This is a genomic window from Nocardia sp. NPDC050413 (assembly GCF_040655475.1).
Classification (GTDB): Bacteria; Actinomycetota; Actinomycetes; order Mycobacteriales; family Mycobacteriaceae; genus Nocardia; species Nocardia coubleae.
Genome location: NZ_JBFAJZ010000002.1, coordinates 423,625 through 448,829, shown reverse-complemented (window position 1 = coordinate 448,829; position 25,205 = coordinate 423,625). Strand labels below are relative to the sequence as shown.

The 25,205-nt window shown below is 69.8% G+C and carries 21 protein-coding genes and 1 pseudogene; 9 read left to right on the top strand and 13 right to left on the bottom strand.

Translation table 11 applies throughout. The features are described from left to right. Positions 1-65: 65 nt before the first annotated feature. The gene (locus AB0I19_RS08065; protein WP_357145976.1) at positions 66-2,126 is read left to right on the top strand and encodes an NERD domain-containing protein; all 2,061 of its coding nucleotides are present in this window, start codon (positions 66-68) and stop codon (positions 2,124-2,126) included. A gap of 192 nt (positions 2,127-2,318) precedes the next feature. On the opposite strand, the gene AB0I19_RS08060 is transcribed toward AB0I19_RS08065, so the two are convergent. Genes AB0I19_RS08060 through AB0I19_RS08045 form a run of 4 tightly spaced genes read right to left on the bottom strand, consistent with a single transcriptional unit; the run spans position 2,319 to position 4,832 of the window. Further along, a complete protein-coding gene (locus tag AB0I19_RS08060; RefSeq protein WP_357145973.1) occupies positions 2,319-2,582 on the bottom strand; it encodes a YciI family protein in 264 nt (87 codons plus the stop codon). Positions 2,583-2,584: 2 nt separating this feature from the next. Further along, entirely contained in the window at positions 2,585-3,094 is a 510-nt protein-coding gene (nusB, locus tag AB0I19_RS08055; RefSeq protein ID WP_067636094.1) for a transcription antitermination factor NusB, read from the bottom strand. 2 nt (positions 3,095-3,096) lie between these two features. Beyond that, on the bottom strand, positions 3,097-3,660 hold the full coding sequence (gene efp / locus AB0I19_RS08050) for an elongation factor P (protein WP_067493585.1): 564 nt from the start codon (positions 3,658-3,660) through the stop codon (positions 3,097-3,099). 50 nt (positions 3,661-3,710) lie between these two features. Continuing rightward, positions 3,711-4,832, bottom strand: coding sequence for an aminopeptidase P family protein (locus AB0I19_RS08045; protein ID WP_357145970.1), 1,122 nt, complete (start codon positions 4,830-4,832; stop codon positions 3,711-3,713). Positions 4,833-5,041: 209 nt separating this feature from the next. On the opposite strand from AB0I19_RS08045, the gene AB0I19_RS08040 reads away from it, so the two are divergent. The 4 genes and pseudogenes from AB0I19_RS08040 (at position 5,042) to aroB (ending at position 9,765) form a co-directional block, all read left to right on the top strand. Further along, positions 5,042-5,515, top strand: coding sequence for a prepilin peptidase (locus tag AB0I19_RS08040; RefSeq protein WP_357145967.1), 474 nt, complete (start codon positions 5,042-5,044; stop codon positions 5,513-5,515). Between the two features lie 151 nt (positions 5,516-5,666). After that, positions 5,667-6,875 carry a chorismate synthase gene (gene aroC, locus AB0I19_RS08035; RefSeq protein ID WP_357146699.1) on the top strand — a complete coding sequence of 403 codons (1,209 nt, stop codon included), beginning with the start codon at positions 5,667-5,669 and terminating at the stop codon, positions 6,873-6,875. Between the two features lie 476 nt (positions 6,876-7,351). Beyond that, a pseudogene (locus AB0I19_RS08030) lies at positions 7,352-7,855 on the top strand (shikimate kinase); the annotation flags it as partial. 794 nt (positions 7,856-8,649) lie between these two features. After that, positions 8,650-9,765, top strand: a complete 1,116-nt coding sequence (gene aroB / locus AB0I19_RS08025; RefSeq protein ID WP_067493579.1) for a 3-dehydroquinate synthase — start codon at positions 8,650-8,652, stop codon at positions 9,763-9,765. A 166-nt stretch (positions 9,766-9,931) separates the two neighbouring features. On the opposite strand, the gene AB0I19_RS08020 is transcribed toward aroB, so the two are convergent. The 6 genes from AB0I19_RS08020 to AB0I19_RS07995 form a co-directional block, all read right to left on the bottom strand. After that, a complete protein-coding gene (locus tag AB0I19_RS08020; protein ID WP_357145964.1) occupies positions 9,932-10,378 on the bottom strand; it encodes a B-4DMT family transporter in 447 nt (148 codons plus the stop codon). Between the two features lie 68 nt (positions 10,379-10,446). Continuing rightward, on the bottom strand, positions 10,447-11,256 hold the full coding sequence (locus tag AB0I19_RS08015) for a shikimate dehydrogenase (protein ID WP_357145962.1): 810 nt from the start codon (positions 11,254-11,256) through the stop codon (positions 10,447-10,449). Then, the gene (mltG, locus tag AB0I19_RS08010) at positions 11,249-12,712 is read right to left on the bottom strand and encodes an endolytic transglycosylase MltG (RefSeq protein WP_357145959.1); all 1,464 of its coding nucleotides are present in this window, start codon (positions 12,710-12,712) and stop codon (positions 11,249-11,251) included. The genes AB0I19_RS08015 and mltG overlap by 8 nt, the downstream gene beginning before the upstream one ends. After that, positions 12,709-13,251, bottom strand: a complete 543-nt coding sequence (gene ruvX / locus AB0I19_RS08005) for a Holliday junction resolvase RuvX (protein ID WP_225280628.1) — start codon at positions 13,249-13,251, stop codon at positions 12,709-12,711. Before ruvX ends, mltG begins: the two co-directional genes overlap by 4 nt. Further along, complete coding sequence (gene alaS / locus AB0I19_RS08000) at positions 13,251-15,917, bottom strand: alanine--tRNA ligase (RefSeq protein WP_357145956.1); 2,667 nt, start codon at positions 15,915-15,917, stop codon at positions 13,251-13,253. Before alaS ends, ruvX begins: the two co-directional genes overlap by 1 nt. A gap of 80 nt (positions 15,918-15,997) precedes the next feature. Continuing rightward, positions 15,998-17,344, bottom strand: coding sequence for a replication-associated recombination protein A (locus tag AB0I19_RS07995; protein ID WP_357145953.1), 1,347 nt, complete (start codon positions 17,342-17,344; stop codon positions 15,998-16,000). A gap of 116 nt (positions 17,345-17,460) precedes the next feature. Between AB0I19_RS07995 and AB0I19_RS07990 the strand changes: the two genes are divergently transcribed. The 3 genes from AB0I19_RS07990 to AB0I19_RS07980 all read left to right on the top strand — a co-directional run bounded on the left by AB0I19_RS07990 (position 17,461) and on the right by AB0I19_RS07980 (position 20,854). Further along, a complete protein-coding gene (locus AB0I19_RS07990; RefSeq protein WP_357145950.1) occupies positions 17,461-19,131 on the top strand; it encodes an alkaline phosphatase D family protein in 1,671 nt (556 codons plus the stop codon). Between the two features lie 128 nt (positions 19,132-19,259). Then, a complete protein-coding gene (locus tag AB0I19_RS07985; protein ID WP_067493566.1) occupies positions 19,260-19,613 on the top strand; it encodes a YciI family protein in 354 nt (117 codons plus the stop codon). Then, positions 19,610-20,854, top strand: a complete 1,245-nt coding sequence (locus AB0I19_RS07980; RefSeq protein WP_357145947.1) for a DUF6596 domain-containing protein — start codon at positions 19,610-19,612, stop codon at positions 20,852-20,854. Before AB0I19_RS07985 ends, AB0I19_RS07980 begins: the two co-directional genes overlap by 4 nt. Positions 20,855-20,910: 56 nt before the next feature. Here AB0I19_RS07980 and AB0I19_RS07975 read toward each other — a convergent pair whose 3' ends face one another. Further along, complete coding sequence (locus tag AB0I19_RS07975) at positions 20,911-21,735, bottom strand: siderophore-interacting protein (protein WP_357145944.1); 825 nt, start codon at positions 21,733-21,735, stop codon at positions 20,911-20,913. A 69-nt stretch (positions 21,736-21,804) separates the two neighbouring features. Beyond that, positions 21,805-22,974, bottom strand: a complete 1,170-nt coding sequence (locus AB0I19_RS07970; protein WP_357145941.1) for a kinase — start codon at positions 22,972-22,974, stop codon at positions 21,805-21,807. A 193-nt stretch (positions 22,975-23,167) separates the two neighbouring features. Here AB0I19_RS07970 and AB0I19_RS07965 point away from each other — a divergent pair, with 193 nt between their 5' ends. After that, positions 23,168-24,187: a hypothetical protein gene (locus AB0I19_RS07965; protein WP_357145938.1), complete on the top strand. Its 1,020-nt coding sequence runs from the start codon at positions 23,168-23,170 to the stop codon at positions 24,185-24,187. Here AB0I19_RS07965 and AB0I19_RS07960 read toward each other — a convergent pair. After that, positions 24,184-25,152 (bottom strand): DUF389 domain-containing protein, encoded by a 969-nt coding sequence (locus AB0I19_RS07960; protein ID WP_357146696.1) that lies wholly within the window; start codon positions 25,150-25,152, stop codon positions 24,184-24,186. The genes AB0I19_RS07965 and AB0I19_RS07960 overlap by 4 nt on opposite strands. Between the last annotated feature and the right edge of the window lie 53 nt (positions 25,153-25,205).

Here is a 25,205-nt window from a genome sequence, read left to right as displayed (position 1 = left end):
TTCGGAACGGCACGGGGAGGCCGTATTCTGGTAGGGGTCCGCAGTCGGGTGCTCAGGGGGTCGTGGTGATCGTCGTTGTCGCGGACGAGACCGAACTCGAAGGCGCGGAACAGATAGTCGGTGCGGCGATCCGCGACGAGGCATTCCGGGCCGGTGGCGTCGCGGTCTTCCGTTGCCATGTGCCGGAGAACCGGGGCGGATCGGTCGAGGTCGACGCGCTGGTGTGCACCCCGCAGACCGTGACCATCCTGGAGGTCAAGGGTTTCACCACCCGCCAGGAAGGCACCCTCGCCACCCCACCGAACGGACCGTGGACCATCGACGGCGCCCCGGCGGCGCTGTATCACGCCGCGCGCGTGCCGAATCCGTTCGTGCAGGTGCGCAGGCAGGTCTTCGCGGCGAAAAGCCTGCTGCAGCAGTCCGGGATCTTCGGCTGGGTGAACGCGGTCATCGCACTGGTCCCCCAGCCGGGCGCCCAGATCACCATCGAAGAGACACGCATCGCCGACGGGTACCGCGCGGTGATCGTCGACCGCGACGACTTCACCGCGTTGCACGACTATTTCGAAGCCGAGATCGGGCGAACCGTTCGGCTCAGCGTCGAGGACGTCGCGCGGGTTTTCACGGCCCTCAATCTCGGCCACCTGCTGCCCTCGACCGACGACCTGACGGCGCAGGGGTTCCCGGACGAACTCGAAGCGGCAGCCACCAGCAGGCCCGCGGCGCCCGCGTCTCCGGCGGAGCTCGGTTCACTGTCCGCCTCGGCGGCAACGCGTTCCGAGGACGAGAGGGCCGAGCCGACTCGTCATGATCCGGTGGGGGCGGGTCAGTCGCCTACGCCCGCGTTCTTGGCGGCGATCGACCGGCTGGCGAACCGGCCGCATCGGTCGGCGCCCGCATCGACCTCCGCCGCGACCGAGACCACCCCTGCCGAAAAGGAATCGGCACCGGTCGGTGCGGGGCCACCCGATGACGTGGTGACGAGCGCTCAGGTGCCGAATTCGACTGAGGTAGCAGCTGATCCGGTGTCCCCGGACCACACCACGGCACGCTCCAGTGCACCGCCACTCCACGGCGAAACCGAGGAACCTGCCGACGGGCGGCGGGAAGACGATGTCGACGATCGCGAGTCCGGCGACGTCATCTCGCTGAGCAAGAGCGACAGCGGTGAACCGGAGCGCCTTCCTCCCGCGCCCGAGCCGATGCACGATTCGAGCACGGCCGTGGAACCTGATGAGCGACACGATGATTCCCGCACGGCCGACTCCCACCTGCCGCGCGGCGAAAGGTTGTCGTCCGGTGCGGCCGCCGCTTCTTGGAGCACTCCGTCGAGCACTGATAGCCACTCGTCGAGTTCAGGTAGCTGGACCGATTGGGTCGGCCACGAGCAACCCGGGCGGCGTCCGTCGCTGCGCCGTCGCCGGCGCGACTTCCGGCGCACCGGATCGCGCCAGCGCACCGGGCCGAGCGGACCGTCGCTGCGTGAGCGCTGGCAGAACCGCCCTGTCCGCGAGCGTGCGGAACGCGGCAGGAGTCTGCCGAAGATCGGGGCGGGGCTCGGCTTGATCCTGTTCATCTTCTTGTTCGGGGCCGGTTTCTTCGCCATCACGGCGGTACAGGCGAGCCGCTTCGAGATGTCGGACTACGACCGCATGTGCGGGCCGGACAAGAAGCCGTTCCCGAACGCCGCCCCCTACCAGCGCGGCGATGTGGCGCCGATCTATCTCTCGGGCCATCTCACCAGCATGGTCCGACCGGAGGATTCGAGCGCGTGGCGCCCGACCGACCCGTCATCGGTACAGCTCATCGCCTGTATGAAGCAGCTGGAACTGCGCGACCTCGTCCAGACCTGCCAGTACGCGCCCTCGCCCGGCGCACCGGTGGGCCGCACGGTCAACCTGTTCCGCGCCACCTACGAGGTGACCGTCTACGAGCTGCGCACCGGACGCGAAGTCGCCAAGGCGACCATGCTCGGCGAGCGCTACTCCAACGACCCGGCCAACACCGACCCCGACCGCTGCCGTGCCGCAGGCGACGCACCGGACTATCTGGGCAGGCGTCTCGGTCAACCGTCGGGCGCACAGATCGAAAGCTTCCTCGCCCCCCTCGTCCACGCCCGCCGCTGACCCTCTTGACCTCGAGCCCACTCGAGGTTGCAGGATCATCGGGTGCCCACGCACACCCGACACCGCGCTACCCGGCGCGGCCGCGCCTCCGCCGGTTTCCTCGTACACCCACCGGCGGAGGCCGTCGGACCACGGCCCGAACGGCGAACAGCCGCACGCTCGTTCGAGCGCGCGGCTGTGGGCGGAACGGGATCACGCGGAGACGGTGATCGTCCATTCGTGAACGGTCAGTTCCGAAGCACCCATGGTGTGCAGTGGATCGGAGTGCACGATTGTTGTTGCGGCGTCGAGGTTTTCGGCCAGCACCACATAGGCGCCGCCGGTGCCGTCGCTGAATCCACCGCTCTCCTGCAGCTGCCCTTTCGCGAGCAGATCACGCAGGAATTCGCGGTGCGGTTCGATGACCGAGGCGTCGAACCCGGGTGTGCGCCGGGCCATCACCAGGTACTTGGCCACGCTCAGGCCTCCGGTTCCTGCCGAGGTGCCCGTGTCGCGGCCGCGGCGGCCCGCACCTGCGGCGCCACCTGCACGACCTGGCCGAGCACACCGTTCACGAACGACGGGGAATCGTCGGTGGACAGCTCCTTGGCCAGCTCCACCGCCTCGTCGACCGCGACGACCGGGGGCACGTCGGTGGCGTGGAACAGCTCCCACACCGCGATCCGCAGGATGGCCCGGTCCACGGCGGGCAGCCGCGTCAGGGTCCAGTCCTGCAGGTAGGACTCGATGGTGCCGTCCACCCGGTCGAGGTCGTCGGCGACGCCCTCGACGAGGGTGTTGGTGTACGGGTGTACAGGGGCCACGCTCTGATCGCGGGTCGCGAGCTCGGCTCGCTCGGCCAGCAGATCGGAGACGTCGACGTCACGCGCCTCCGCCTCGAACAGCATGTCCACGGCACGGCGACGCGCCTTGTGGCGCGCACCGAGCTTCTTGTACGAGCCCTTCTTGTCTGCCGGGGAGTCCGCCACGATCAGGCGTTGACGCGGCCGAGGTAGCTGCCGTCGCGCGAGTCGATTTTCAGCTTGTCACCGGTGTTGATGAACAGCGGGACCTGCACCTCGGCGCCGGTTTCCAGGGTGGCGGGCTTGGTGCCGCCGGTGGAGCGGTCACCCTGCAGGCCGATGTCGGTGTGCTGCACCAGCAGCTCGATGGTCACCGGGAGCTCCACGAACAGCGGCGCGTCCTCGTGCACGGCGACCTGCACGCCCATGTTCTCCAGCAGGAAGCGCGCACCCTGACCGATGGTGGCCTCCGGGATGGAGATCTGGTCGTAGGTCTCGCCGTCCATGAAGATGTAGTCGGAGCCGTCGTGGTACAGGTAGGTCATGTCGCGACGGTCGACGGTGGCGGTCTCGACCTTGACACCCGCGTTGAAGGTCTTGTCGACGACCTTGCCGGACACGACGTTCTTCAGCTTGGTCCGCACGAAGGCGGGGCCCTTACCCGGCTTCACGTGCTGGAATTCGACGATCTGCTGAAGCTGACCGTCGATCTTCAGCACAAGGCCGTTCTTGAAGTCGCTGGTGTCCGCCACTGTCTTCGGATCTCCTCGTTCGTTACTGCGTGTCTCTGGGGGCGCCGTCGTCACTCGACGACGGTCAGGTTCTTGCTGGTGAGGGTGAGCAGTTCCGGGCCCCCTTCGCGCACCACGAGCGTGTCCTCGATCCGGACCCCGCCGCGGCCGGGAAGGTACACACCTGGTTCGACGGTCACCGCCACGCCTGCCAGAAGTGTACCGGTACTCGTTTTGGCCACTCCGGGCGCTTCGTGGATCTGCAGCCCGACGCCGTGTCCGAGGCCGTGTACGAACTGCGGGCCGTAGCCCGCGTCCTCGATGACCACGCGGGCGGCGGCATCGACCTCGGCGGTCTTGGCACCGGGTTTCAGTGCTTCCCGTCCCGCCTGCTGGGAGCGGGCGACCAGCTCGTAGATCTCGCGCTGCCAGCCGGCCGGTTCACCGAGGACGAGCGTGCGCGTCATGTCGGAGTGGTAGCCGTCGACGACCGCGCCGAAGTCGAGTTTCACGAAGTCGCCCGTGGCGAGGACCGCGCCGGTGGGCCGGTGGTGCGGCACGGCCGAATTGACGCCCGCGGCCACGATGGTCTCGAACGAGACGGCATCGGCGCCGTGCTCGAACATCGCCCATTCGAGATCTCTCGCCACCTGACGCTCGGTGCGGCCGGGTCGCAGCAGGCCACGCTCGAGCAGGGACGCAAGGCCGGCATCGGCGGCGGCGCACGCGGCCCGCAACTGCTCGACCTCGTAGTCGTCCTTGACCATGCGCAGCTGCTCGACCAGGCCGGAGGTCGGCACGAGCTGCAGCCCGGTGCGCAGCTCCCCGTACGACTCGTGCTCGGCGACGGTCACCACGTGGCTTTCGAAGCCGACGCGGCCGAGTTGCCACTCGCCCGCCAGCTCGAGGATGCGCCGGGTGGTGGCGCGTGAGATCTCGGCACGGAGATCGGGGGTCTGCTCGGTCACCTGGGCGGCGTAGCGGCCGTCGGTGCCGATGACGGTGCGGTCCTCGGCGCCACGCATGTCCCACGAGTGCACGAGCAGGACGGCGTTGGAGCCGGTGAAGCCGGTGAGATAGCGGATATTGACCAGATCGGTCACGAGCAGCGCGTCGACGCCGTTCTCCACCAGCAGGCTCCGCAGGGCGCCACGCCGTGCCGCGTGGTCGGGACCCGTGTAGTCAGCACACATGAGTCAACGCTACCGCCGAACCACGGACACGTGGGCATCGAGTGCGCCATGTTCGGTTCCGGGCGTGGCACCGGATTTTCCTGCGCCGACCTCGGCGTAGTCCGTGTGCGACAGCAGTTCTGGAGATCGGGCTGTCCACATGTGCGAAAGTTGTCCACATTCGGTGCAGAGGCCTCGATCGCCGCCGCTCGGGCCAGCACGATCGACACATGACTACTGCCGCGTTCTGCCTGCTCATCGCCTGGTGTCTGCTCCTCGCCGTGATCGACGTCCATGCCCGCCGCCTGCCCAACGCGCTCACCGGCGCGGGTGCGGTCGCCGTCTTCGGATTCGCCTGGTACACCGGGCAATTGACCACGGCACTGATCGGCGCCGCCCTGCTGACCATGCCTTACCTGGTCACCCATCTGATCGCGCCCGCCGCGCTCGGCGCCGGTGATGTGAAGCTGGCGATCGCGCTCGGCGCGGCGGCCGCGCTGGCCGGCCCACCCGCGTGGACGTGGGCGGCCGTCGCGGCGCCACTGCTCACGGCAGTGGCGGCGGCTGTTGTGCTGGGTAGGCACTGGTTGCGGTCGGTATCGGGACGCGCCGTCGACAGCGCGCGGCAGGTGACTTCACGCAGGGTGATACCCCACGGTCCGGCGATGTGTCTGGCCACGGTGACGGCGATGGCACTGGCATGACAACGACGCCGACGCGCCGAATCGCGGCACCGTCCGCGCGCCACCGGCACGACGGTCCGGTGAGCGTGCGAGCAGGCACACCGCCGACGTGCCGCTCGTCACTGCGGACCACGTGCCCGACCACGGGCGCCGACATGGGAAGATGGTCGGCGTGTTGCGCTGGATAACTGCCGGAGAATCCCATGGTCCCGCTCTCGTCGCCCTCCTGGAAGGGATGGTCGCCGGAGTCGAGGTGACATCGGACGATGTCTCCGCACAGCTCGCGCGCCGTCGGCTCGGCTACGGGCGCGGCGCCCGGATGAAGTTCGAGGCCGACAAGGTCACCCTGGTCGGTGGCGTGCGCCACGGGCGGACCATGGGTGGTCCGGTCGCGATCGAGGTCGCCAATTCCGAGTGGCCCAAGTGGACCGAGGTGATGTCGGCCGATCCCGTCGACGCGGCAGCGCTGGAAGGCATGGCGCGCAACGCCCCCCTCACCCGTCCGCGCCCCGGGCACGCCGACTACTCCGGCATGCTCAAGTACGGCTTCGACGACGCGCGCCCGGTGCTCGAGCGGGCCAGCGCCCGGGAGACCGCCGCTCGCGTGGCGGCGGGCACCGTTGCCCGTAACTTCCTGCGCCAGGCCTTCGGCGTCGAGGTGATCTCGCACGTCGTGTCGATCGGTGCCGCCGCGAACACCACCGGCGTCGTGCCCGGCCCCCAGGATCTCGATGCCGTCGACGCCAGCCCGGTGCGCGCGTTCGACGCCGCAGCCGAGGCGGCGATGATCGCCGAGATCGAGGCGGCCAAGAAGGACGGCGACACCCTCGGTGGGGTCGTCGAGGTGATCATCGACGGGCTGCCCATCGGACTCGGCTCGTTCACCAGTGGTGAGCAGCGGCTCGACTCGCGACTCGCCGCCGCGCTCATGGGTATTCAGGCGATCAAGGGTGTCGAGGTCGGCGACGGTTTCGAGACCGCGCGCCGGCGCGGCAGCCAGGCCCACGACGAGATGCGTCCCGGTCCCGACGGTGTGCTGCGCTCGACCAATCGCGCGGGCGGTCTGGAAGGCGGCATGACCAACGGTGAGGCGCTGCGCGTGCGTGCGGCGATGAAGCCGATCTCGACGGTGCCGCGTGCGCTGTCGACCGTCGACATGTCCACCGGCGAGGAGGCAGTCGCCATCCACCAGCGCTCCGATGTGTGTGCGGTGCCCGCCGCCGCCGTCGTCGCCGAATCGATGGTGGCGCTGGTAGTGGCGCAGGCCGCGCTGGAGAAGTTCGGTGGCGATTCGCTGGCCGAGACCGTCGACAACATCACCAGCTACATCAAGCGGATCAGCAGCCGTCCCCACGTGCCCGCGGACAGCCGCACGTCGTGACCACGCCGGGCCAGGAGGGGACCGCGCGCCATACCGACGCGGGCCCCTCATCGACGACCGCCGCACCCGGCACGGAGACCAGCGGCGACAACCCGAGCACGGCCCCCACCGCAGCAGGCGGGGATGACCCGACCACAGCAGACGCCGGGGACGCGCCCCTGACCACGCCTCCCGCTGCGGACATCGAAGCCGACCACGCCACGGCTTTCGCCGCAGCGGCCGAGGACGACAATCCGGCCACGGCACCCGGCCACGGTGCAGGGACGGGGGACACCGACTCGACCACGGCAGCCGATCCGGAGGCCGGGGACGACGCCTTCGCCCCTCCCCCCAGCGCGAAGGCCGGGGGGAACATTGCGCATCCTGCTCCGGGTACGCCCTCCGGTGGCGAAAACGCGCCCGCAGCAGCGGGTGCGGACACGGTCGGCGACAATGTGCGCACGGCACCGAGTGCGGAGGACGGCGGCGAGGACGGGATCGTCGCGCGTGCTCAGGTGGTGCTGGTCGGTCCGCCCGGTTCCGGGAAGTCGACGATCGGCCGCAAGCTGGCCAGGGAACTGGGTGTCGAGCTGTTCGACACCGATGCGGGGATCGAGGCGGAAACCGGGCGGAGCATTCCCGAGATCTTCGCCGCAGACGGTGAGCCGGAGTTTCGCCGTATCGAGGAGCAGGTGGTGCGGCGGGCCGTGCTCGAGCACGAGGGCGTGGTGTCGCTCGGCGGCGGATCGGTGCTGTCGGCGCGCACGCGCGAGGTGCTGCGCGGCGCCACCGTGGTGTACCTGGAAATCAGTGTGGGCGAAGGACTTCGGCGCACCGGGTCGAGCAATGCCCGTCCCCTGCTGAACGGTGCCGACCCCGCCGCGAAGTACCGCGAGCTGATGAAGCAGCGCCGCCCTCTCTACCGAGAAGTGGCCACGGTGCGCGTGCGCACCGACGGTCGCAGTCCGGGCCGGGTGGTGCGGATGATCCTGGCACGGTTGGGACTCGAATCGGTGCGCACCGACATCGTGCGTACCACCGACACCACGAAGCCCACTCCCCCTTCACCTTCCACACCGGGCTCCGGCAGCAACCGTTCCAAAGCGCGCAGACGGTCCCGCGCGAGGGCAGCAGCCGCCCGGCGCGGCGAGATCCTTCCCGCACCCACCGCCAAGGCCGACAACGACGGAACCACTTCCGCCGCGGCACGACCCGCGCCGGGACGATCCGCGTCCGGTGAAACACCGCCCGGTGAGGGCAGGCGCTCGCGCCGCAACCGCTTGCGCCGCCGCGGCAGCCGGTCCCGTGCCGGCCGCGCGACCGACTCCACCCGGACCGGCGAGCCCACCGCCGCCGCGGCCTCACCTGCCGACGAAGCACGCGCCGAAACTCCGGCCGGACCCACCGACAACGCCAGGACCACCCGCCCGAACCGACGCGGCCGCAAGTCCCAGCCGAGCACCCGTTCCGACACCGCCCAAGGTTCCCCTGCCGACAGCGCCGACGACTCCCCGACGGCCACCGGTCGCAGATCCGGCACGGAATCGTCCGGCAACCGCAGCAGACGTGGCAGCCGCGGTAGGCGTGGTGGCGCGAAACAAGCAGCGGGCGGACGCCGGAGTTCGGCCACCGATCCCGGTGCCGAAACACCCGCAGGCCCCACCGACCAGCGCGGGGCTCAGCAACCCGCTGATCGAGGGCCGGGGGAACCGGCGCCGGGTTCCTGGCGGGCGCGGCCGCGACGGCGAGCGACAAGACGTATGACCAACGACCCGAGAGAATCGGAGCAGCGCACGTGACAGAGCCGACCACCATCCAGGTCCGTACCGCCGATCCCTACCCGGTGATCATCGGTCGCGGGTTGCTCGGCGACCTCGTCGAGGCGGTGACCGCGGGCAATGCGGTGCGGACCGTGGCGATCTTCCACCAGCCGCCGCTGGCCGAGACCGCCGAGGCGGTGCGAAAGGCACTGGCCGACACCGGGATCGACGCGCACCGCATCGAGATCCCCGATGCCGAGGACGGCAAGGACCTGGCCGTGGCCGGGTTCTGCTGGGAGGTGCTCGGCCGCATCGGCCTCACCCGCAACGACGCCGTGGTGAGCCTCGGCGGCGGCGCGGCCACCGATCTCGCGGGCTTCGTGGCGGCCACCTGGATGCGCGGGGTGCGCATCGTGCACGTGCCGACCACGCTGCTGGCCATGGTCGACGCCGCGGTCGGCGGCAAGACCGGCATCAACACCGAGGCGGGCAAGAACCTGGTCGGCAGTTTCCACGAGCCGAGCGCCGTCCTCGTCGACCTGGTGACCCTGGAAACGGTGCCGCGCAACGAGATCGTCGCGGGCATGGCCGAGATCATCAAGGCCGGTTTCATCGCCGACCCGGTGATCCTCGACCTCATCGAGGCCGATCCGGAGGCCGCGCTCGACCCCACCGGTGAGGTGCTGCCCGAACTGGTCCGCCGCGCCATCCAGGTGAAGGCCGACGTGGTCGCCGCCGACCTCAAGGAATCGAGCCTGCGCGAGATCCTCAACTACGGCCACACCCTCGGCCACGCGGTGGAGCGGCGCGAGCGGTACCGCTGGCGTCACGGCGCGGCCGTGTCGGTCGGCCTGGTGTTCGCCGCCGAGCTGGGCCGCCTCGCCGGCCGCCTGGACGACGCGACCGCCGACCGTCACCGCACGATCCTGGAAAGCGTCGGCCTGCCGGTGAGCTACGACGCCGACGCGCTGCCGCAGCTGATGGACGCGATGCAGACCGACAAGAAGACCCGCTCCGGCGTGCTCCGCTTCGTGGTGCTCGACGGCCTGGCCAAGCCCGGCCGCCTCGAAGGCCCGGACCCGAGCCTGCTCGCGGCGGCCTACTCGGCCATCGCTCGCGAAACCCCGACGAGCGGCGCGATCCTGCTCTGAGCACGGGCCGCACCTCCACCACGTGTGGACGAGCGACGCGCTCGGAGACGCCGCCTGCCTACCCCGCGTAGGCAGGCGGCACGCCACGCGGCGAGTCGACGCAGCCGCCCAGAGCGCACAGGCGGCGTCGACCGCTGGACCACACCTCCAGCTCTTCGCCGTCCGCCTATCCCGCGTAAGCGGGGACCGGCTCCGGGGCGGCTTGGGGCTTCGCGGCTGATCTGCGCGCCCGGGCACGGCCGTAGCCCACGCCGATCATCGCGGGCAGGAACACCAGCAGCATGATGAACGACGCCGCGGAGGTGAGTTCGAACAGCGCGCCCGCGTCGCCGAGTTCGATTCCGGGCACCTGGTCGAGGATCCAGCACACCGCGCCGCTGCCGAGCCCGGCGACCATGCCCGCCAGCAGCCAGCGGACGGTGAGGTCGGTGCCGTCGGCGGAACGGGCGTCGCGCGCGCCCCAGGCGATGGCGGCGCCGACGATCACGATCAGGCAGGCGGCCCGCCAGAGGATGCCGTAGGTCGGCAGGGCCGCCATGGCGAATCCGAGCAGAACCCGCAGGGCGACCACTGTCGCCCCGAGTGCGATGGCACGCAACAGCCAAGTGGTCATGGGCATCACCCTAATCGGACAAAACTAGAACCGGTACCAATTCGAGGATCAGCGCGGCAACGGATCGATCAGAGGTCGAGCGCCGCCGCCATCGCCACGCGGGGCGCGGGCTGCCCGGTGAACAGCTCGACCTGACCGTAGGCCTGGTTCAGCAGCATCCGCAGCCCGCTGACCACCGTGTGCCCGGCCGCGCCGACGGCGGTCGCCAGCGGTGTCGGCCACGGGTTGTAGATCGCGTCGAGCACCACCGGCGCCGTCGCCACCGATTCCGCGACCGCGCCCGCCGCCTCCGCGGGCACCGTGCTGACCACCGCGGAGGCCCGCGCGCAGATCGCGGCGAGGGATTCGGCATCGAACGACGCGGTGGCAGCCGACATCCCGAGCCGCTCGGCCAGGTCGAGCGCACCACGCGCCCGGCTCGCGTCGCGGACGACGATCGTCACCGATCGAGCGCCGAGCTGCGACAGCGCGAGCAGAGCGGGCCGCGCGGTACCGCCCGCGCCGAGCACCACCGCCTCCTCGACCCGTTCCACACCGCCGTCGCGCAGCGCGCCGAACACGCCGTCGACGTCGGTGCAGTCGGCCAGCCAGCCGTCGTCGGTGCGGAGCAGGGTGTTGGCCGAGCCGACCAGTTCCGCCCGGTCGGTGCGCCGGTCCGCGTACGCGAGCGCCGCTTCCTTGCCCGGCATCGTCACCGACAGTCCCACCCACTCGGGGCCGAGTCCGTCGACCAGACCGGGCAGTTGCTCGGCGGAGCATTCGATGCGTTCGTAGGTCCAGGGCAGGCCGAGCGCGCGGTAGGCGGCCGTGTGCAGTTGCGGCGATCGTGAGTGCCCGATCGGCTGCCCGAGCACCGCCGCCTTGCGCGGCTCAGCCACCGGTCCGCGAGCTGTCGAGAATGCCGCTGCGCTGTGCCTGGGTGACCAGCCGCAGGTGCTCCTGGTAGGAGTCGGTGAACTTCGTGGTGCCCTGCTTGTCGACGGTCACGAAGTACAGCCACGGTCCCGGCTCGGGCTTCTCGACGGCTCGCAACGCGGCCACCGACGGTGCGGCGATCGGGGTCTTGGGCAGGCCTTCCATCGCGTAGGTGTTCCAGGCGGTCACGGCGGCGCGGTCGGCGTCGGTCGTGGCGACCTCGGTGGTCTCGAGGGTGTAGTTCACCGTGGAGTCGAACTGCAGCATCTGGCCGACCTCGAGACGGTTCACGATCACCCGGGCTACCTTGCCCATGTCCTCGGGCTTGGCCTCGCGTTCCACCAGCGACGCGGCGATCAACATCTCGTAGGGCGACAGTTTCGTGTCGGCCCCGGACTGCAGCAGTCCGGTGGCCTCGTAGGCCTGCACGCTCGCGGTGATCAGTTGCTTCAAGATCTGCTGCGGTGTGCCGCTGGGATCGAAGTCCCAGGTGCCCGCCGCGATGAGTCCTTCGAGCTGCCTGGCCCGGTCGGGGCAGTCCTTGACCGCCTGCATCGCCCACTGCGGGACACCGAGGGCGGCCAGGTCGAGGCTCGCACCCGCCGCGTCGAGCTGCTCGTAGGTCACGCACTTGCGTTCGGGACCAACGCAGCTGGCGTCGGCGATCTTGCGGTAGATGCCGTCGTAGCGGCCACCGGTGCTCACGTCGTGCTTGTCGTGCAGCAGCCTGCCCTCGGACACGACCACATTGCCCACGCGGGACTTACCACCGACCAGCGCGGCAACGGCGTCGGCGGCGGGGCTGCGTTCACCGATCGCGTAGAAGCCGGGCTGCACGCTGTTCATCCCGGCGTTCTGCACGGCCGCCTCGTAGAAGGCCTCGGAACTGGCGACGATGCCACGCTCGTGCATCGCTTCGGCGATCTGGGTGGCGGTGTCGCCCGGATGCACCTGGACGACAACGGGTTTGCCTGCGGGCCCCGCGAAATCCTCGGCGGGAGCGAGGCTTCCCATCAGTTTGTAGCCCGCGAAGCCCGCCGCCGAGACGAACAGCAGCGCGAAGACGGCGGCCACCACCCACATGTTGCGGCGCCGGCGCTTGCGTTCGGCCGCCTTGCGGGAGGCGATCCGCGACCGTTTACCGCGTCCCGCACCGGATCTGGCGCGGCCGCGTCCGGCGGGTGTGGCGCGCGGTGGGCGCTGACCCACCCGGCGCGGCGGTTCGGGTTCCGGTTCGGGGAACTCGTCCTCGTAGCGCGGGATGACGTTCGTGTCGTCGTCGAAGTCGTCCCATTCGGGGACCTCGGGCTCCTCGCGCGACGCACGGGGGTCGAGACCCCAGTCGTCGCGGCGCGGGTAACGCCGGTCCGCCTCACGCGCCCGGTACCGCTCCTCTGCCCTGGTCCATCGGTCGGTCATGCATCATCTCCGACCGCTGTGTCTGCTGCGTCCTTCACCATCGAACTCCGCTCGTCCAACCATCCTTGCAGAATCGACACTGCTGCCGCCTGGTCGATCATCTGCCGCTGGCCACGTGCGCGAACTCCACTCTCGCGCAACGCACGTGCAGCAGACACCGTAGTCAAACGTTCGTCGGAAAGGCGCACCGGAATCGGGTCGATCACCCGGCGCAACTGCTTGGCAAACTTGCGGGCGATGCCCGCGGCGGTGCCGTTTTCGCCGCGCAGCGTCCGGGGCAGGCCGACGATCACCTCGACGGCCTCGTACTCCCGCACAATCTCGGCAATTCTTGCGATGTCGGCGGGTGGACCGCCCTGACGGCTGGATTTGGCGCGCGCGACGGTCTCCACCGGCGTGGCGAGCACCCCATCGGGGTCACACGACGCCACACCGATGCGGACGCTGCCGACATCGACCGCGATCCGGCGGCCGCGACCGGGGTCGGTCGCCGGATCGGGTCGATCGGCCGGGGCCTCGTCCGAGGCGGGGGTGCTCATCAGCCGGCGAGTTCGGCCACCCGGGCGCGGACCGAGGTCAAACCGTTCGGGATACCCGACGGGTCCGAGCCGGAGCCCTGCGCCATCTCCGGCTTGCCGCCGCCGCGTCCGGCGATGCTCGGCCCGAAGCTGGCGACGAGATCGCCCGCCTTGAAGCCGAGGTCCTGGGCGGCCTTGTTGACGGTCACCACGAACGGCGCCTTGCCGTCGACGTTGCCGAGCAGCACGACGATCGCCGGATCGGTGCCGAGGCGGCCACGGATATCGGTGGCCAGGGTGCGCAGGTCACCGGCCGAGGCACCCTCGGGCGCGGCGGCGGCGACCAGGCGCACGGAACCCACGCGCTCGGCCTGCTCGGCGAACGTGCCCGCCGAGGCGAGCACGGCGGCGATCTTGGTGCGCTCGAGTTCCTTCTCGGCCACCTTGAGCCGCTCCACGAGCTGCTCGACGCGACCGGGCACCTCTTCCGACGGCACCTTCAGCGACGACGCGACACCGGCGAGCAGGGCACGTTCCTTGGCCAGGTACTTGTAGGAATCCAGGCCGACGAACGCCTCGACGCGCCGCACACCCGAACCGACCGACGACTCACCGAGGACGGTGATCGGGCCGATCTGCGAGGAGTGCTCCACATGGGTGCCACCGCACAGCTCCATCGAGAACGGGCCGCCGATCTCGACGACACGCACCTCGTCGCCGTAGTTCTCGCCGAACAGTGCCATCGCCCCCATGGCCTTGGCCTTGGGCAGGTCGGTGACGAAGGTGTTCACCGGGAAGTCGGCACCGACCGCGTCGTTGGACACGGCCTCGATGTCGGCCTTCTGCTGCTCGGACAGCGCGCCCTGCCAGTTGAAGTCGAAGCGCAGGTAGCCGGGCTTGTTCAGCGAACCGGCCTGCACGGCGTTGGGGCCGAGCACCTGGCGCAGCGCGGCGTGCACCATGTGCGTGCCGGAGTGGCCCTGGGTGGCGCCGCGACGCCAGGACGGATCGGCCTGGGCGAGAACCACATCGCCCTCGGTGATCTGGCCCTGCTTCACGGTGGCCTTGTGCACCCACAGCTTCTTGGCGATCTTCTGCACGTCGTTGACGCGCAGCTTCAACCCCGAGGCGGTGATCGCGCCGCGGTCGGCGATCTGACCACCCGACTCGGCGTACATCGGGCTGCGATCGAGGATCACCTCGACGTCCTCACCGGCCTGGGCGGCGGGCACCCGCACACCGCCGGAGATCAGGGCGAGCACGTTGGCCTCGGAGGTGAGTTCGTCGAAACCGGTGAACTCGGTGGCGCCGCGGTCGACCAGTTCCTTGTAGACGGTCAGGTCGGCGTGGGCGTGCTTGCGGGCCTGAGCGTCGTCCTTGGCGCGCTGACGCTGCTCGGCCATCAGCGAACGGAACCCCGCCTCGTCCACGGAAAGGCCCGCCTCGGCGGCCATTTCGAGGGTGAGGTCGATCGGGAAACCGTAAGTGTCGTGCAGGGCGAAGGCGTCCGAACCGGCGATCTGCTTGCCGCCCTTGGACTTCACCGCCGACGCGGCGTTCTCGAACAGGGTCTCGCCGGTGTTCAGGGTCTTCAGGAAGGCCGTTTCCTCGCCGACCGCGACGGTCTCGATGCGGGAGAAGTCGGTGGCCAGCTCGGGGTAGGACGGCGACATCAGGTCGGAGACGACCTTCATCAGCTCGGCCATCACCGGCTTCTCGGCGCCGAGCAGGCGGGCCGAGCGCACAATGCGGCGCAGCAGGCGGCGCAGCACGTAGCCGCGGCCGTCGTTGCCGGGGTTCACCCCGTCGGCGATGAGCATGGCCGAGCTGCGCACGTGATCGGCGATCACGCGGAAGCGCACGTCGTCGGCGTGCTCGACACCGTAGGAGCGGCCGGTCAGCTGCTCGGCCTTGTCGATGATGGGGCGCAGCAGGTCGGTCTCGTAGACGTTCTCCACGCCTTGGAGCAGCATGGCGACGCGCTCGACGCCCATGCCGGTATCGATGTTCTTGCGCGGCAACGATCCGACCGGCGGGAAGCCCAGCTTCGGGCTGTCCTCACCGCGGATGTCCTGCATGAACACCAGGTTCCAGATCTCGAGGTAGCGGTCCTCGTCGGCGACCGGGCCGCCTTCCTTGCCGTAGGCGGGGCCGCGGTCGTAGTAGATCTCCGAGCAGGGGCCACCCGGGCCGGGCACGCCCATGTCCCAGTAGTTGTCCTTGCCGTCACGGAACTGGATGCGCTCGTAGGGAATTCCGGCGACGCGGTGCCAGATCTCGGCGGCTTCCGGGTCGGATTCGTAGGCGGTGACCCAGATGCGTTCGGGGTCGAAACCGAAACCGCCGTCCTCCTGGGACTTGGAGATGAGCTCCCAGGCCAGGGTGATGGCGCCTTCCTTGAAGTAGTCGCCGAAGGAGAAGTTGCCCGCCATCTGGAAGAAGGTGTTGTGCCGGGTGGTGACGCCGACCTCGTCGATGTCACCGGTGCGCACGCACTTCTGCACGCTGGTAGCTCGCGCGTACGGCGCCGCTTCCTGACCCAGGAAATACGGCTTGAACTGGACCATGCCCGCATTGACGAACAGCAGGTTGGGGTCGGCCAGGATCAGCGAGGCACTGGGTACCTCGGTGTGTCCGGCACGGACGAAATGGTCCAGGAAACGCCGTCTAATCTCGTGGGTCTGCACAGCTGACCAGCCTACCGTCTGCGATCCACCGGTTTTCCGCCGGAGTCGGTGGTCTCGGCGACAATCCGGACGTGGCTTGCTCAGTTGCCCCGGATGATGCGGCGCAACTTGCTCACCCGGGAACCGACCTCGCGTTCGAAGCCGTGGTCGGTCGGTTCGTAGTAGTCGGTGCCGACGATCTCGTCGGGCGGGTATTGCTGGGCGACCACACCGCCGCGGTGGTTGTGCGGAAATTTGTAGCCCTTGGCATGGCCCAGGGCCTTGGCGCCCGCGTAGTGCCCGTCGCGTAGGTGCGGTGGCACCGCGCCCGCCTTGCCCGCGGTGATGTCGGACATGGCCGCGGCCAGCGCCGACGTGACCGCACCGGATTTCGGCGCGGTGGCCAGGTGGATGGTCGCCTGCGCCAGCGCCAGTTTCGCTTCGGGCAGGCCGACGAGCTGCACGACCTGGGCGGCGGCGGTCGCGGTCTGCAGCGCCATCGGGTCGGCCATGCCGACATCCTCACTGGCGTGGATCATCAGGCGCCGGGCGATGAAGCGCGGGTCCTCGCCCGCGGTGAGCATGCGGGCCAGATAGTGCAGGGCCGCGTCCACATCGGAGCCGCGGATGGATTTGATGAAGGCGCTGATGACGTCGTAGTGCTGGTCGCCCGCGCGGTCGTAGCGCACGGCGGCCTTGTCGACGCTCGCCTCGACCAGTTCGAGGTCGACGGTGCCGTCGAGCGAGGATTCGGCCGAGGCCTCGAGCGCGGTGAGCGCCCGGCGCGCATCCCCGCCTGCGACCCGCACGATGTGGTCGAGCGCCTCCTCGGTGACGGTGTACTCCCCCGCCAGTCCCCGCTCGTCGACGATCGCGCGTTCCAGCACCGCCCGGATGTCGTCGGTGGTGAGCGACTGCAACTGCAGCACCAGCGAGCGCGACAGCAAGGGCGACACCACCGAGAACGACGGATTCTCGGTGGTCGCGCCGACGAGCAGCACGATCCGGTTCTCCACGGCCGCGAGCAGCGCGTCCTGCTGGGTCTTGGAGAACCGGTGCACCTCGTCGATGAAGAGCACGGTCTGTTCGCCCACGGCCAGCCGTTTGCGCGCGAGGTCGATGACCGCGCGCACCTCCTTGACACCCGCCGACAGTGCCGACAACGCCTCGAACCGGCGCCCGGTGGCCTGCGACAACAACGATGCGAGGGTGGTCTTGCCGGTGCCGGGCGGGCCGTAGAGCAGCACCGATGCGGCGCCGGACCCCTCGACGAGCCTGCGCAGCGGCGAACCTGGACCGAGTAGATGCTGCTGGCCGATCACTTCGTCCAGCGAGCGCGGCCGCATCCGGACCGCCAGCGGCGCCCCGGGATCGCGCCGCACCACGGCGTCGAGTCCACGCTCGGGCTCGGCGGGTTCGCCCGGCACGTCGAACAGCTGATCACTCACGTCGTGCAGGGTACCGAGACCCTCGGACACATCCGCTCGATCGGCCGGTCCGAGCCGCGAACCTGAACAGATGACCAAATTCTGCGTGTCCGACTTGCGCGCCGGGCCGCGCTGGGATGAGATCGCTGATCGTGGTCGAAAACACCGAGGTCGTGCCCGCGGGGCTGTTCGCCCGCCGCACCCTGTTCAAAGGCAGCACAGCGGCCGCGGCGGCGGTGCTGATCGGTTCGGCGCAGGCACACGCGACCGGAGCGGTGTTCCGGCACGGCGTGGCCTCGGGCGATCCGCTGCCCGACGCGGTGATCCTGTGGACGCGCGTGAGCGTCGACGACGACGCGACCCCCGGCTCGGGTCTCGGCGACGCGACCTCGGTGCGCTGGGAGATCGCCACCGACGAGACCTTCACCCAGGTGGCCGCCTCCGGCACCGTGACAGCGACCGCCGACACCGACCACACCGTCAAGATCGACGCGAAAGGCCTGTCGGCGGGCACCGGCTACTGCTACCGCTTCCACGCGCTCGGCCAGACCTCCCCGATCGGACGCACCAGCACCGCACCGGCCGCCGACAGCTCCCTCGACCGGCTGCGCCTGGGCCTGGTGTCGTGCTCGAACTGGGAAGCGGGCTGGTTCGGCGCCTACCGGCACCTGGCCGCGCGCGGCGACCTCGACGCCATCGTCCACCTCGGCGACTACATCTACGAATACGGTCGCGGGGAGTACGTCGGCCGCGCCGGAGCGGTGCGCGCGCACGATCCGGCGCACGAGATCGTCACCCTCGCCGACTACCGGATCCGTCACGGCCAGTACAAGACCGATCCGGACCTGATGGCGTTGCACGCCGTGCTGCCCTTCATCTGCACCTGGGACGACCACGAGTCGGCCGACAATTCCTGGCGCGAGGGCTCCGAGGACCACGACCCAGCCACCCAGGGCGCCTGGGCCGACCGTCGGGCGGCCTCGGCCAAGGCCTACCTCGAGTGGATGCCGGTGCGTGCCACCCGGACCGACGGGGCGGTACAGATCTACCGGCGGCTGCGGTTCGGCACCCTGGCCGAGCTGTCGATGCTCGACCTGCGCAGCTACCGCGACGAGGAGGCGGGACCGGTCGCGGGCTGGCGGCACGCCGACGACCCGGCGCGCACCATCACCGGCCGGGCCCAGATGGATTGGCTCACAGCGGGATTGGTCTCGTCGCCGACCCAGTGGAAGCTCGTCGGCAATTCGGTGATGATCGCGCCGGTGGTGTTCCCGCCGCTGGAACCGGCGACCACCGAGGCCATCACCGCCGCCCTCGGCATCCCGCAGGGCGGCATCACCGTCAACGGCGACCAGTGGGACGGCTACACCGCCGACCGCCACACCCTGTTCGAGACCATCGCGGGCGATCAGGTCGGCGATGTCGTGTTCCTGACCGGCGACATCCACACCTCCTGGGCCGCCGACCTGCCACTGAACGCCGCGAACTACCCGGGCGGACCGACGGTCGGCGCGGAGTTCGTCATCCCGTCGGTCACCTCGGCCAGCGTCACCGACATGACGAAAACCCCACCGCGCACCACCTCGATCGCCGCCGAGGAAGCCATCAAGGCGGCCAACCACCACCTGCGATACGTGGAACTGGACTCACACGGTTTCGGCGTCCTCGACGTGACCCCCGAGGCAACCCAGATGGACTGGTTCTACGCCTTCGACGTCACCGACCCGGCCACCGGAATCCGCCACGGCACCTCGTTCGCCGTGCGCTCCGGCGGCCGCCTCGAACCCCGAACCACACCGGTGCACTAGATCGGGCGCGGCTTCTCGGGAATCGGCGCAGAATTCTCACCAGCGGCTGTCGATCACCACCGCGGTCGTTCGTCGGATCAGTACGGCCACCCGACGAACGGGCGACCACGATCCGAAGGAGCCCCCCCATGAGCCAGTACCTGGTCCTGATCTACGGCGACGAGGCGACCTATGCCGCCATGTCCCCCGCCGAACTCGACGACATGCTCACCGCGCATCGCACCTTCCAGCAGCTCACCGGCGCGGCCAACCTCGGCGGTCACGCGTTGCAGCCCACCGCGACCGCCACCTCGATCCGCCACGACGCGTCGGGTGAGGTGGTGGTGACGGACGGCCCGTTCGCCGAGGCGAAGGAGGCGCTCGGCGGCTACTACCTGATCGAGGCGCCCGATCTCGACGCCGCGATCGCGATCGCCGCGCAGGTGCCTGCCCCGACGGGTGGGGTGGAAGTGCGCCCGATCAAGGTCTTCCCGCAGCCGTGACGACGGCGGCCGCGGCCGTCGAGCAGGCGCACCGTCGCGAGTGGGCTTTCGTGCTCGCCGCGACGGTGCGGCTGGTCCGGGATTTCGATCTGGCCGAGGAATGCGTGCAGGACGCCTACGCGACCGCGCTGACCGTGTGGGCGGCCGATGGTGTCCCGGCGCGGCAGGGCGCCTGGCTGACGACCGTCGCCAGGCGGCGCGGCCTCGACCTGATGCGCCGCGACACCATTTTCCGCAGGTCGCTGCCCGAGTTGGTCGTCGACGAACCTGTGCCCGACACCGCCGACCTGGCCCTGGCCGAGTGCGACGATCCGGTGATCCCGGACGACCGGCTCCGGCTGATCAGCACCTGCTGCCATCCGGCGCTGTCCCCGCAGGCACAGGTCGCCCTCACCCTGCGGTTGGTCTGCGGAGTCACCACCGCCGAGGTGGCGCGGGCGTTCCTGGTGAGCGAGTCGACCATGGCGGCGCGCATCACCCGGGCGAAGAAGAAGATCGCCGTGGCGGGCATCCCGTATCGGGTGCCGTCGATTCGTGAGCTGCCGCAGCGGCTCGACGCGATCTGCGCGGTGATCCATCTGCTGTTCACCACCGGTCACACCGCACCCGCCGGTGACGATCTCGTCCGCGCGGATCTGGTCGACCGCGCGCTCCAGCTCGCCAGGATGATGCACGCGCTGGTACCCGGTGATCCGTCGGTGACCGGCCTGCTGGCACTCATCGTGCTCACCGACGCACGGCGAGCCGCCCGCGTGGACGCGGCGGGCGAGCTGTGCACGCTCGAACACCAGGACCGCACCCACTGGGATCACGCGGCGATCACCGAGGGCATCAGCCTGGTGAAACAGGCTCTGCCACACACCGATCGGTACACCCTGCAGGCGGCGATCGCCGCCGTCCACGACGAGGCGCCCAGCTGGGCCGACACCGATTGGCCCGAGATCATCGGCCTGTACCGGTTGTTGCTGCGGGTCTGGCCGTCACCGGTCGCCCAGCTCAATCACGCCGTCGCGGTCGGTTTGGCGGGTGATCCGGCACGGGCGCTGGAATTGCTGCGTCCGCTCGGCGCGGAACCGGCCCTGGCCACATACGGCTATCTGCACGCCGCCCGGGCGGCCTTCCTCACCGAGCTCGGTCGGGTCGAGGAGGCGGTCGCCGCCTACGAGGACGCGCTGCTGCTCACCGACAACGCGGTGGAACGCGCACATCTTCGAGGCAAGCTGACCGCTCTGTCCGGGTGACGGACCGGCTGGTCAGGCGACGACCGCCGTCTCGGTTCCGGCAGGCGCGGTCGCGCTCAGGCGTTCTCGGCGGCGAGCTCGCGCTTCCATTCGCGGAAGCCCTCCTCGGTGCGGCCGCGTCGCCAGTAGCCCGAGACGGACAACCATTTCGGTGCGACGCCGCGTTCCTTGCGCAGGTAGGGGCGCAGGTTGCGCATGACGGCGTCGGCCTCTCCGTGCACGAATGCCTGGACCTGGCCGGGTAGCCAGTCGGCCGCGCGCACCGCGGCGACCAGCGGCGCGTTCGCGCCGGCGAGCTCGTCTGGCACTGCGTCCGAGGACACGCCGCGATGCACCCAGTGCACCTGGACGTCGGCGGCCGAGGCCAGCGAGATCTCGTCCTCGGCGCCGCCGACCTCGACGAACACCTGGGCCGGTGCGCCCGCGGGCAAGGCCTCGACGGCGGCGGCGATGGCGGGCAGCGCAGATTCGTCGCCGACCAGGAGATACCAGTCGGCGGCCGGGTCGGGGGCGAAGGCACCACCGGGGCCGAACAGGCGGAATTCCTCGCCCGGTTCGACCGCGGCCGCCCAGGGGCCCGCGATGCCCTCGTCACCGTGCACGACGAAGTCGATGCTGATCTCGCGGCGCGACGCGTCGTAGGAGCGCACGGTGTAGGTGCGCAGTACGGGCTGGCTCGCGGCGTCCATCGTCTCGCGCACCGTGTCCAGATCGAACGGCTCGGGGTAGTCGACGCCGGGCACGGGGAAGATCAATTTCACGTAGGCGTCGGTGAAGGCGTTCGGGGTGAACGCACCGTCGGCGACAGTGCCGACGACCCGCACCAGGTGCGGTGTCAGCCACTGTTTGCCGACGACGGTGACGGTGATCGACTGCGGCACGTCTGCTCCCAACTCTCGGATCCCCGCCGACGCTACTCCGCGTCGGGGACCATGTGGGGAGCTACGTTCTCACTCCGACCAGCGTTCCTCGAGCATCGCCGACACCTGTTCGGCGAAGTCGCCGACCGCGTCGTCGCCGGTGACGCGCGCGTCCTCGGCCAGCGCCGACCAGCGGTTGATCAGTGCTTCCGATCGCGGCACGGACAGACCGTGCTCGCGGGCCGTGGCGATGCGGGTGTGGTCGGCGGGCAGGAACCAGTAGGTCGACAGCCACACCCAGATCAGGCGGGCCTCGAGGATCCGTTCGGCGAGCACCCTGTCGTCGGCCAGCGAGGGCCACACGCCGACCACGGCCGAACGCCACGCCTCGACCATCTCCTTGGCCCGGCCGCGCGACAGTTCGAAGTCGCACAGGCACCCGGGGAACGACACCAGCGCGTACGCGATGTCGAGGGTCGCGTCGCGGAAACCGCCCCACTCGTAGTCGAGGAACCGGGCGCCCTCGTCGTTCATGATGACGTTGTCCGGGCACAGGTCCGAGGGGCTGAACGCGCGGTAGCGGCCCGCGGTGAACAACCGGTTGCCGTGCACGATGCGTTCGGCGATCTCACCCGGGACCTCGATGCCGAGCTCCGCCTCGAGCAGACCGGGCACCTCCGCGATCGCGGCCTGCGCCTGCTGGGCGATGCCGTCGACGCGATGTGCGGAGTCGACCCGGCGCATCAGCGCGATGAAGTCGGGTTCGCGGCCGACGGTCGCGGCGTGCATGCGGCCGAGTGCCTGCGCGAACGCCATCAGCGCGTTGCGGGTGCCCGGTTCGGCGCGCGCGGCGAGCACCGAGGTGAGCAGCGCGTTGTCGCCGAGGTCCGAGAGCACGAGGATGCGGTCGGGCACGCTGTGCGCGATGAGGTAGGCGCCGGGGCGCTGTTCGCGGCTCAGGGCGGTGGTGAACTGGTAGGACACCGCCTCGCGCAGGAATGCCGCGTCGATGCTGGCGACACCCGGTGCCATGCCGCCGGTGACGCGGTCCTGCGCGGAGCCACGCACCTGCTTCACGATCAGCGTGCGCGGAAGCGAGAACGCGTTCTCCGCGACACGCACCCGCAGGACAGTGGTCCTGCCACTACCACTGAGCTCCACTGGATCACTCAGCTTCACCGCAGCACCCATTCGCTTTGTGAGCAACTGTTGTGCTGCGGACACGACGTCGGCGGCGCGTTCGGCCAATAGTGCGGTCATCGCCTCTCAAGCTACTCGTACCTGGTCACTTCTAGCGAGCGGTTACGCAACCTTTCCGCGTCGCCCGGCGTGTTGGCACCGCGGTTGCGCGAGTGTGCCTGTTCGCTTGACACATCTGTCGCTCGTCGGGTTTTCTCGACGTCAACTGCAGTGCGCCACACCGCAAACCGGTTGAGTCGAAAGGTCTACCACAGTGACCGACACACCGTCCGCCGCATCGAGCGATTCACCGGGTGGGTCGCCTGCGCCCGGCGGTAGCGGGCAATTCGCCCACGGCACCGGACGCCACGAAGGACCCGGCCACCCGGCCGCCCCGAGCTCCGGAACGGGCAGGCACGGAATGGCCGGTGGCGCAGGCTATCCGCAGTTCGAAGGGCCGGGGGCCGCCCAGTACGGCAGCGAGCCGGTCGAGCCCCCGCCGTCGGTTGCCGGATCGGGAACGGGCGCGCCGCACTACGGTCAGCCGGGCACCGGCCCGGGTTATGCGGTGCCACAGGAGAAACCGGAAACTTCGGGTTTCGCCACGACCCCCGCCGGTGGCGTGTCGCCGGGACAGCCCGGGCAGCCGTCGGGTTACCTCCATTCGGGAGCACAGGCGCTCGATATCGGGCAGTCCCTGAGCTACGGCGTGGAACGCTTCCGCACCAATCCCGGACCGTGGCTCGGCATCATCGGCGTGGGTGTGCTCATCTATCTCGGCGCGCTCGCGATCGTCCAGATCGTGAACCCCACCTCGCCGTTGAGCGTGCTGTTCCTGTTCCTGGTCGTGCTGGTTGCGCTGTGGTTGCTGCAGGCGGCGATGGTGCGTGGTGCGCTGTACGAAACAGACGGGTACCCACCGGCTTTCGGGTCGTTCTTCCGTTTCGTGAACGCGGGCAACGTGTTGCTCACCGCACTGCTGGCGTTCAGCGCGACCCTGCTCGCGTCCGCGCTGTGCCTGGCGCCCGGGGTGATCGTCGGGTTCCTGTGCATGTTCTCGCTGCACTTCGTGATCGACCAGGACTACGGCCCGGTCGAGGCGATCAAGGCGAGCGGCATGCTGGTGCTGGCCAATCTGTGGGCTTGCGTACTGCTGTTCCTCACCATCATGCTCGTCACCTTCGTCGGTGTACTCGCCTGCGGGATCGGCTTGTTCGTCGCGGGGCCGGTGTGTGCCATCGCGGTCACCTACGCCTACCGGATGCTCACCGCGGGACCGGTCGCCCGCGTCTAGTGCTCGAGCGGGGTGCGCATGCCGATCGCCCGCTTGAAGCGGCCGATCGGGCCTGATTCGTCGCCCGCGCGCGGCCGCAGTTCCAGCACGAGCACACCGGCCACCACGATGCCGATCAGGTTCACCGCGAGCTGCCCCGCCGATTCGAACGCCCGATGCCACTGACCGAGCGTCGCGGCCACCACCGCGTAGCCTGCCGCGGGCACGGTGGTCACCGAGATGAACACCCCGATCAGGGCCGCCGATTTCGCGGTGACCAGCGACAGCATGCCTGCCGCCCCGGCCAGCAGAGCCACGACCAGGGAGAACGGTCCGACCTGGTAGATGAAGTCGACATTGTGCGCGTCCATCACGCCCTCGACGGTGATCCAGCCCATCCGCTCCCACAGCATGGTGGCGAACAACGTGATCGTCATCGCGACGGGGAACGCCACGGCCAGCGCGATCATCGACCGCCGGGCCAGCCGCCAATTGCGGCGAACGAGCGCGACCGACAGCGCGGCCAGCGGCCCGAACTCCGGGCCGACCACCATCGCGCCGACGATGGTGACGGGCGAATTCGTCGCCACCCCGATCGAGGCGAGCAGGCACGCGATGGTCAAGAACGCGAGGAAGGTGGAGTTGAGCGAGGACTCCTCGTGGGTTTCCACGAGCAGTTGCTCCCAGACCACGGCGTCGCTCGGATCGCCGGGTGCCGCCCGCACCGCACGATCGGCGGCATCGGAGAGCACCGCCTCCACCGGTCCCAGCGTGATGCCACCGGTGTGGACCAGTCCGAGCGACTTCACGTCGTCGAGGATCTTGTTGGCCGCCTCGCGGGCGATGTCGGCCTGGACGAGGTCGCCGCCGGGGTCGACCGCGATGCCGGGCGCCACCGTCAGATGGGTGACGCCCGCGTCGGCTTCGAGGAGGCGGACCAGTTCAGCGGTCTGCTCGGGTGGACTGATTATGCGCAGATGCAGCACCGATAGCCTCCTGGTCACCGGTCCCCCACGGGACCACACCAGAAGCTACCGGT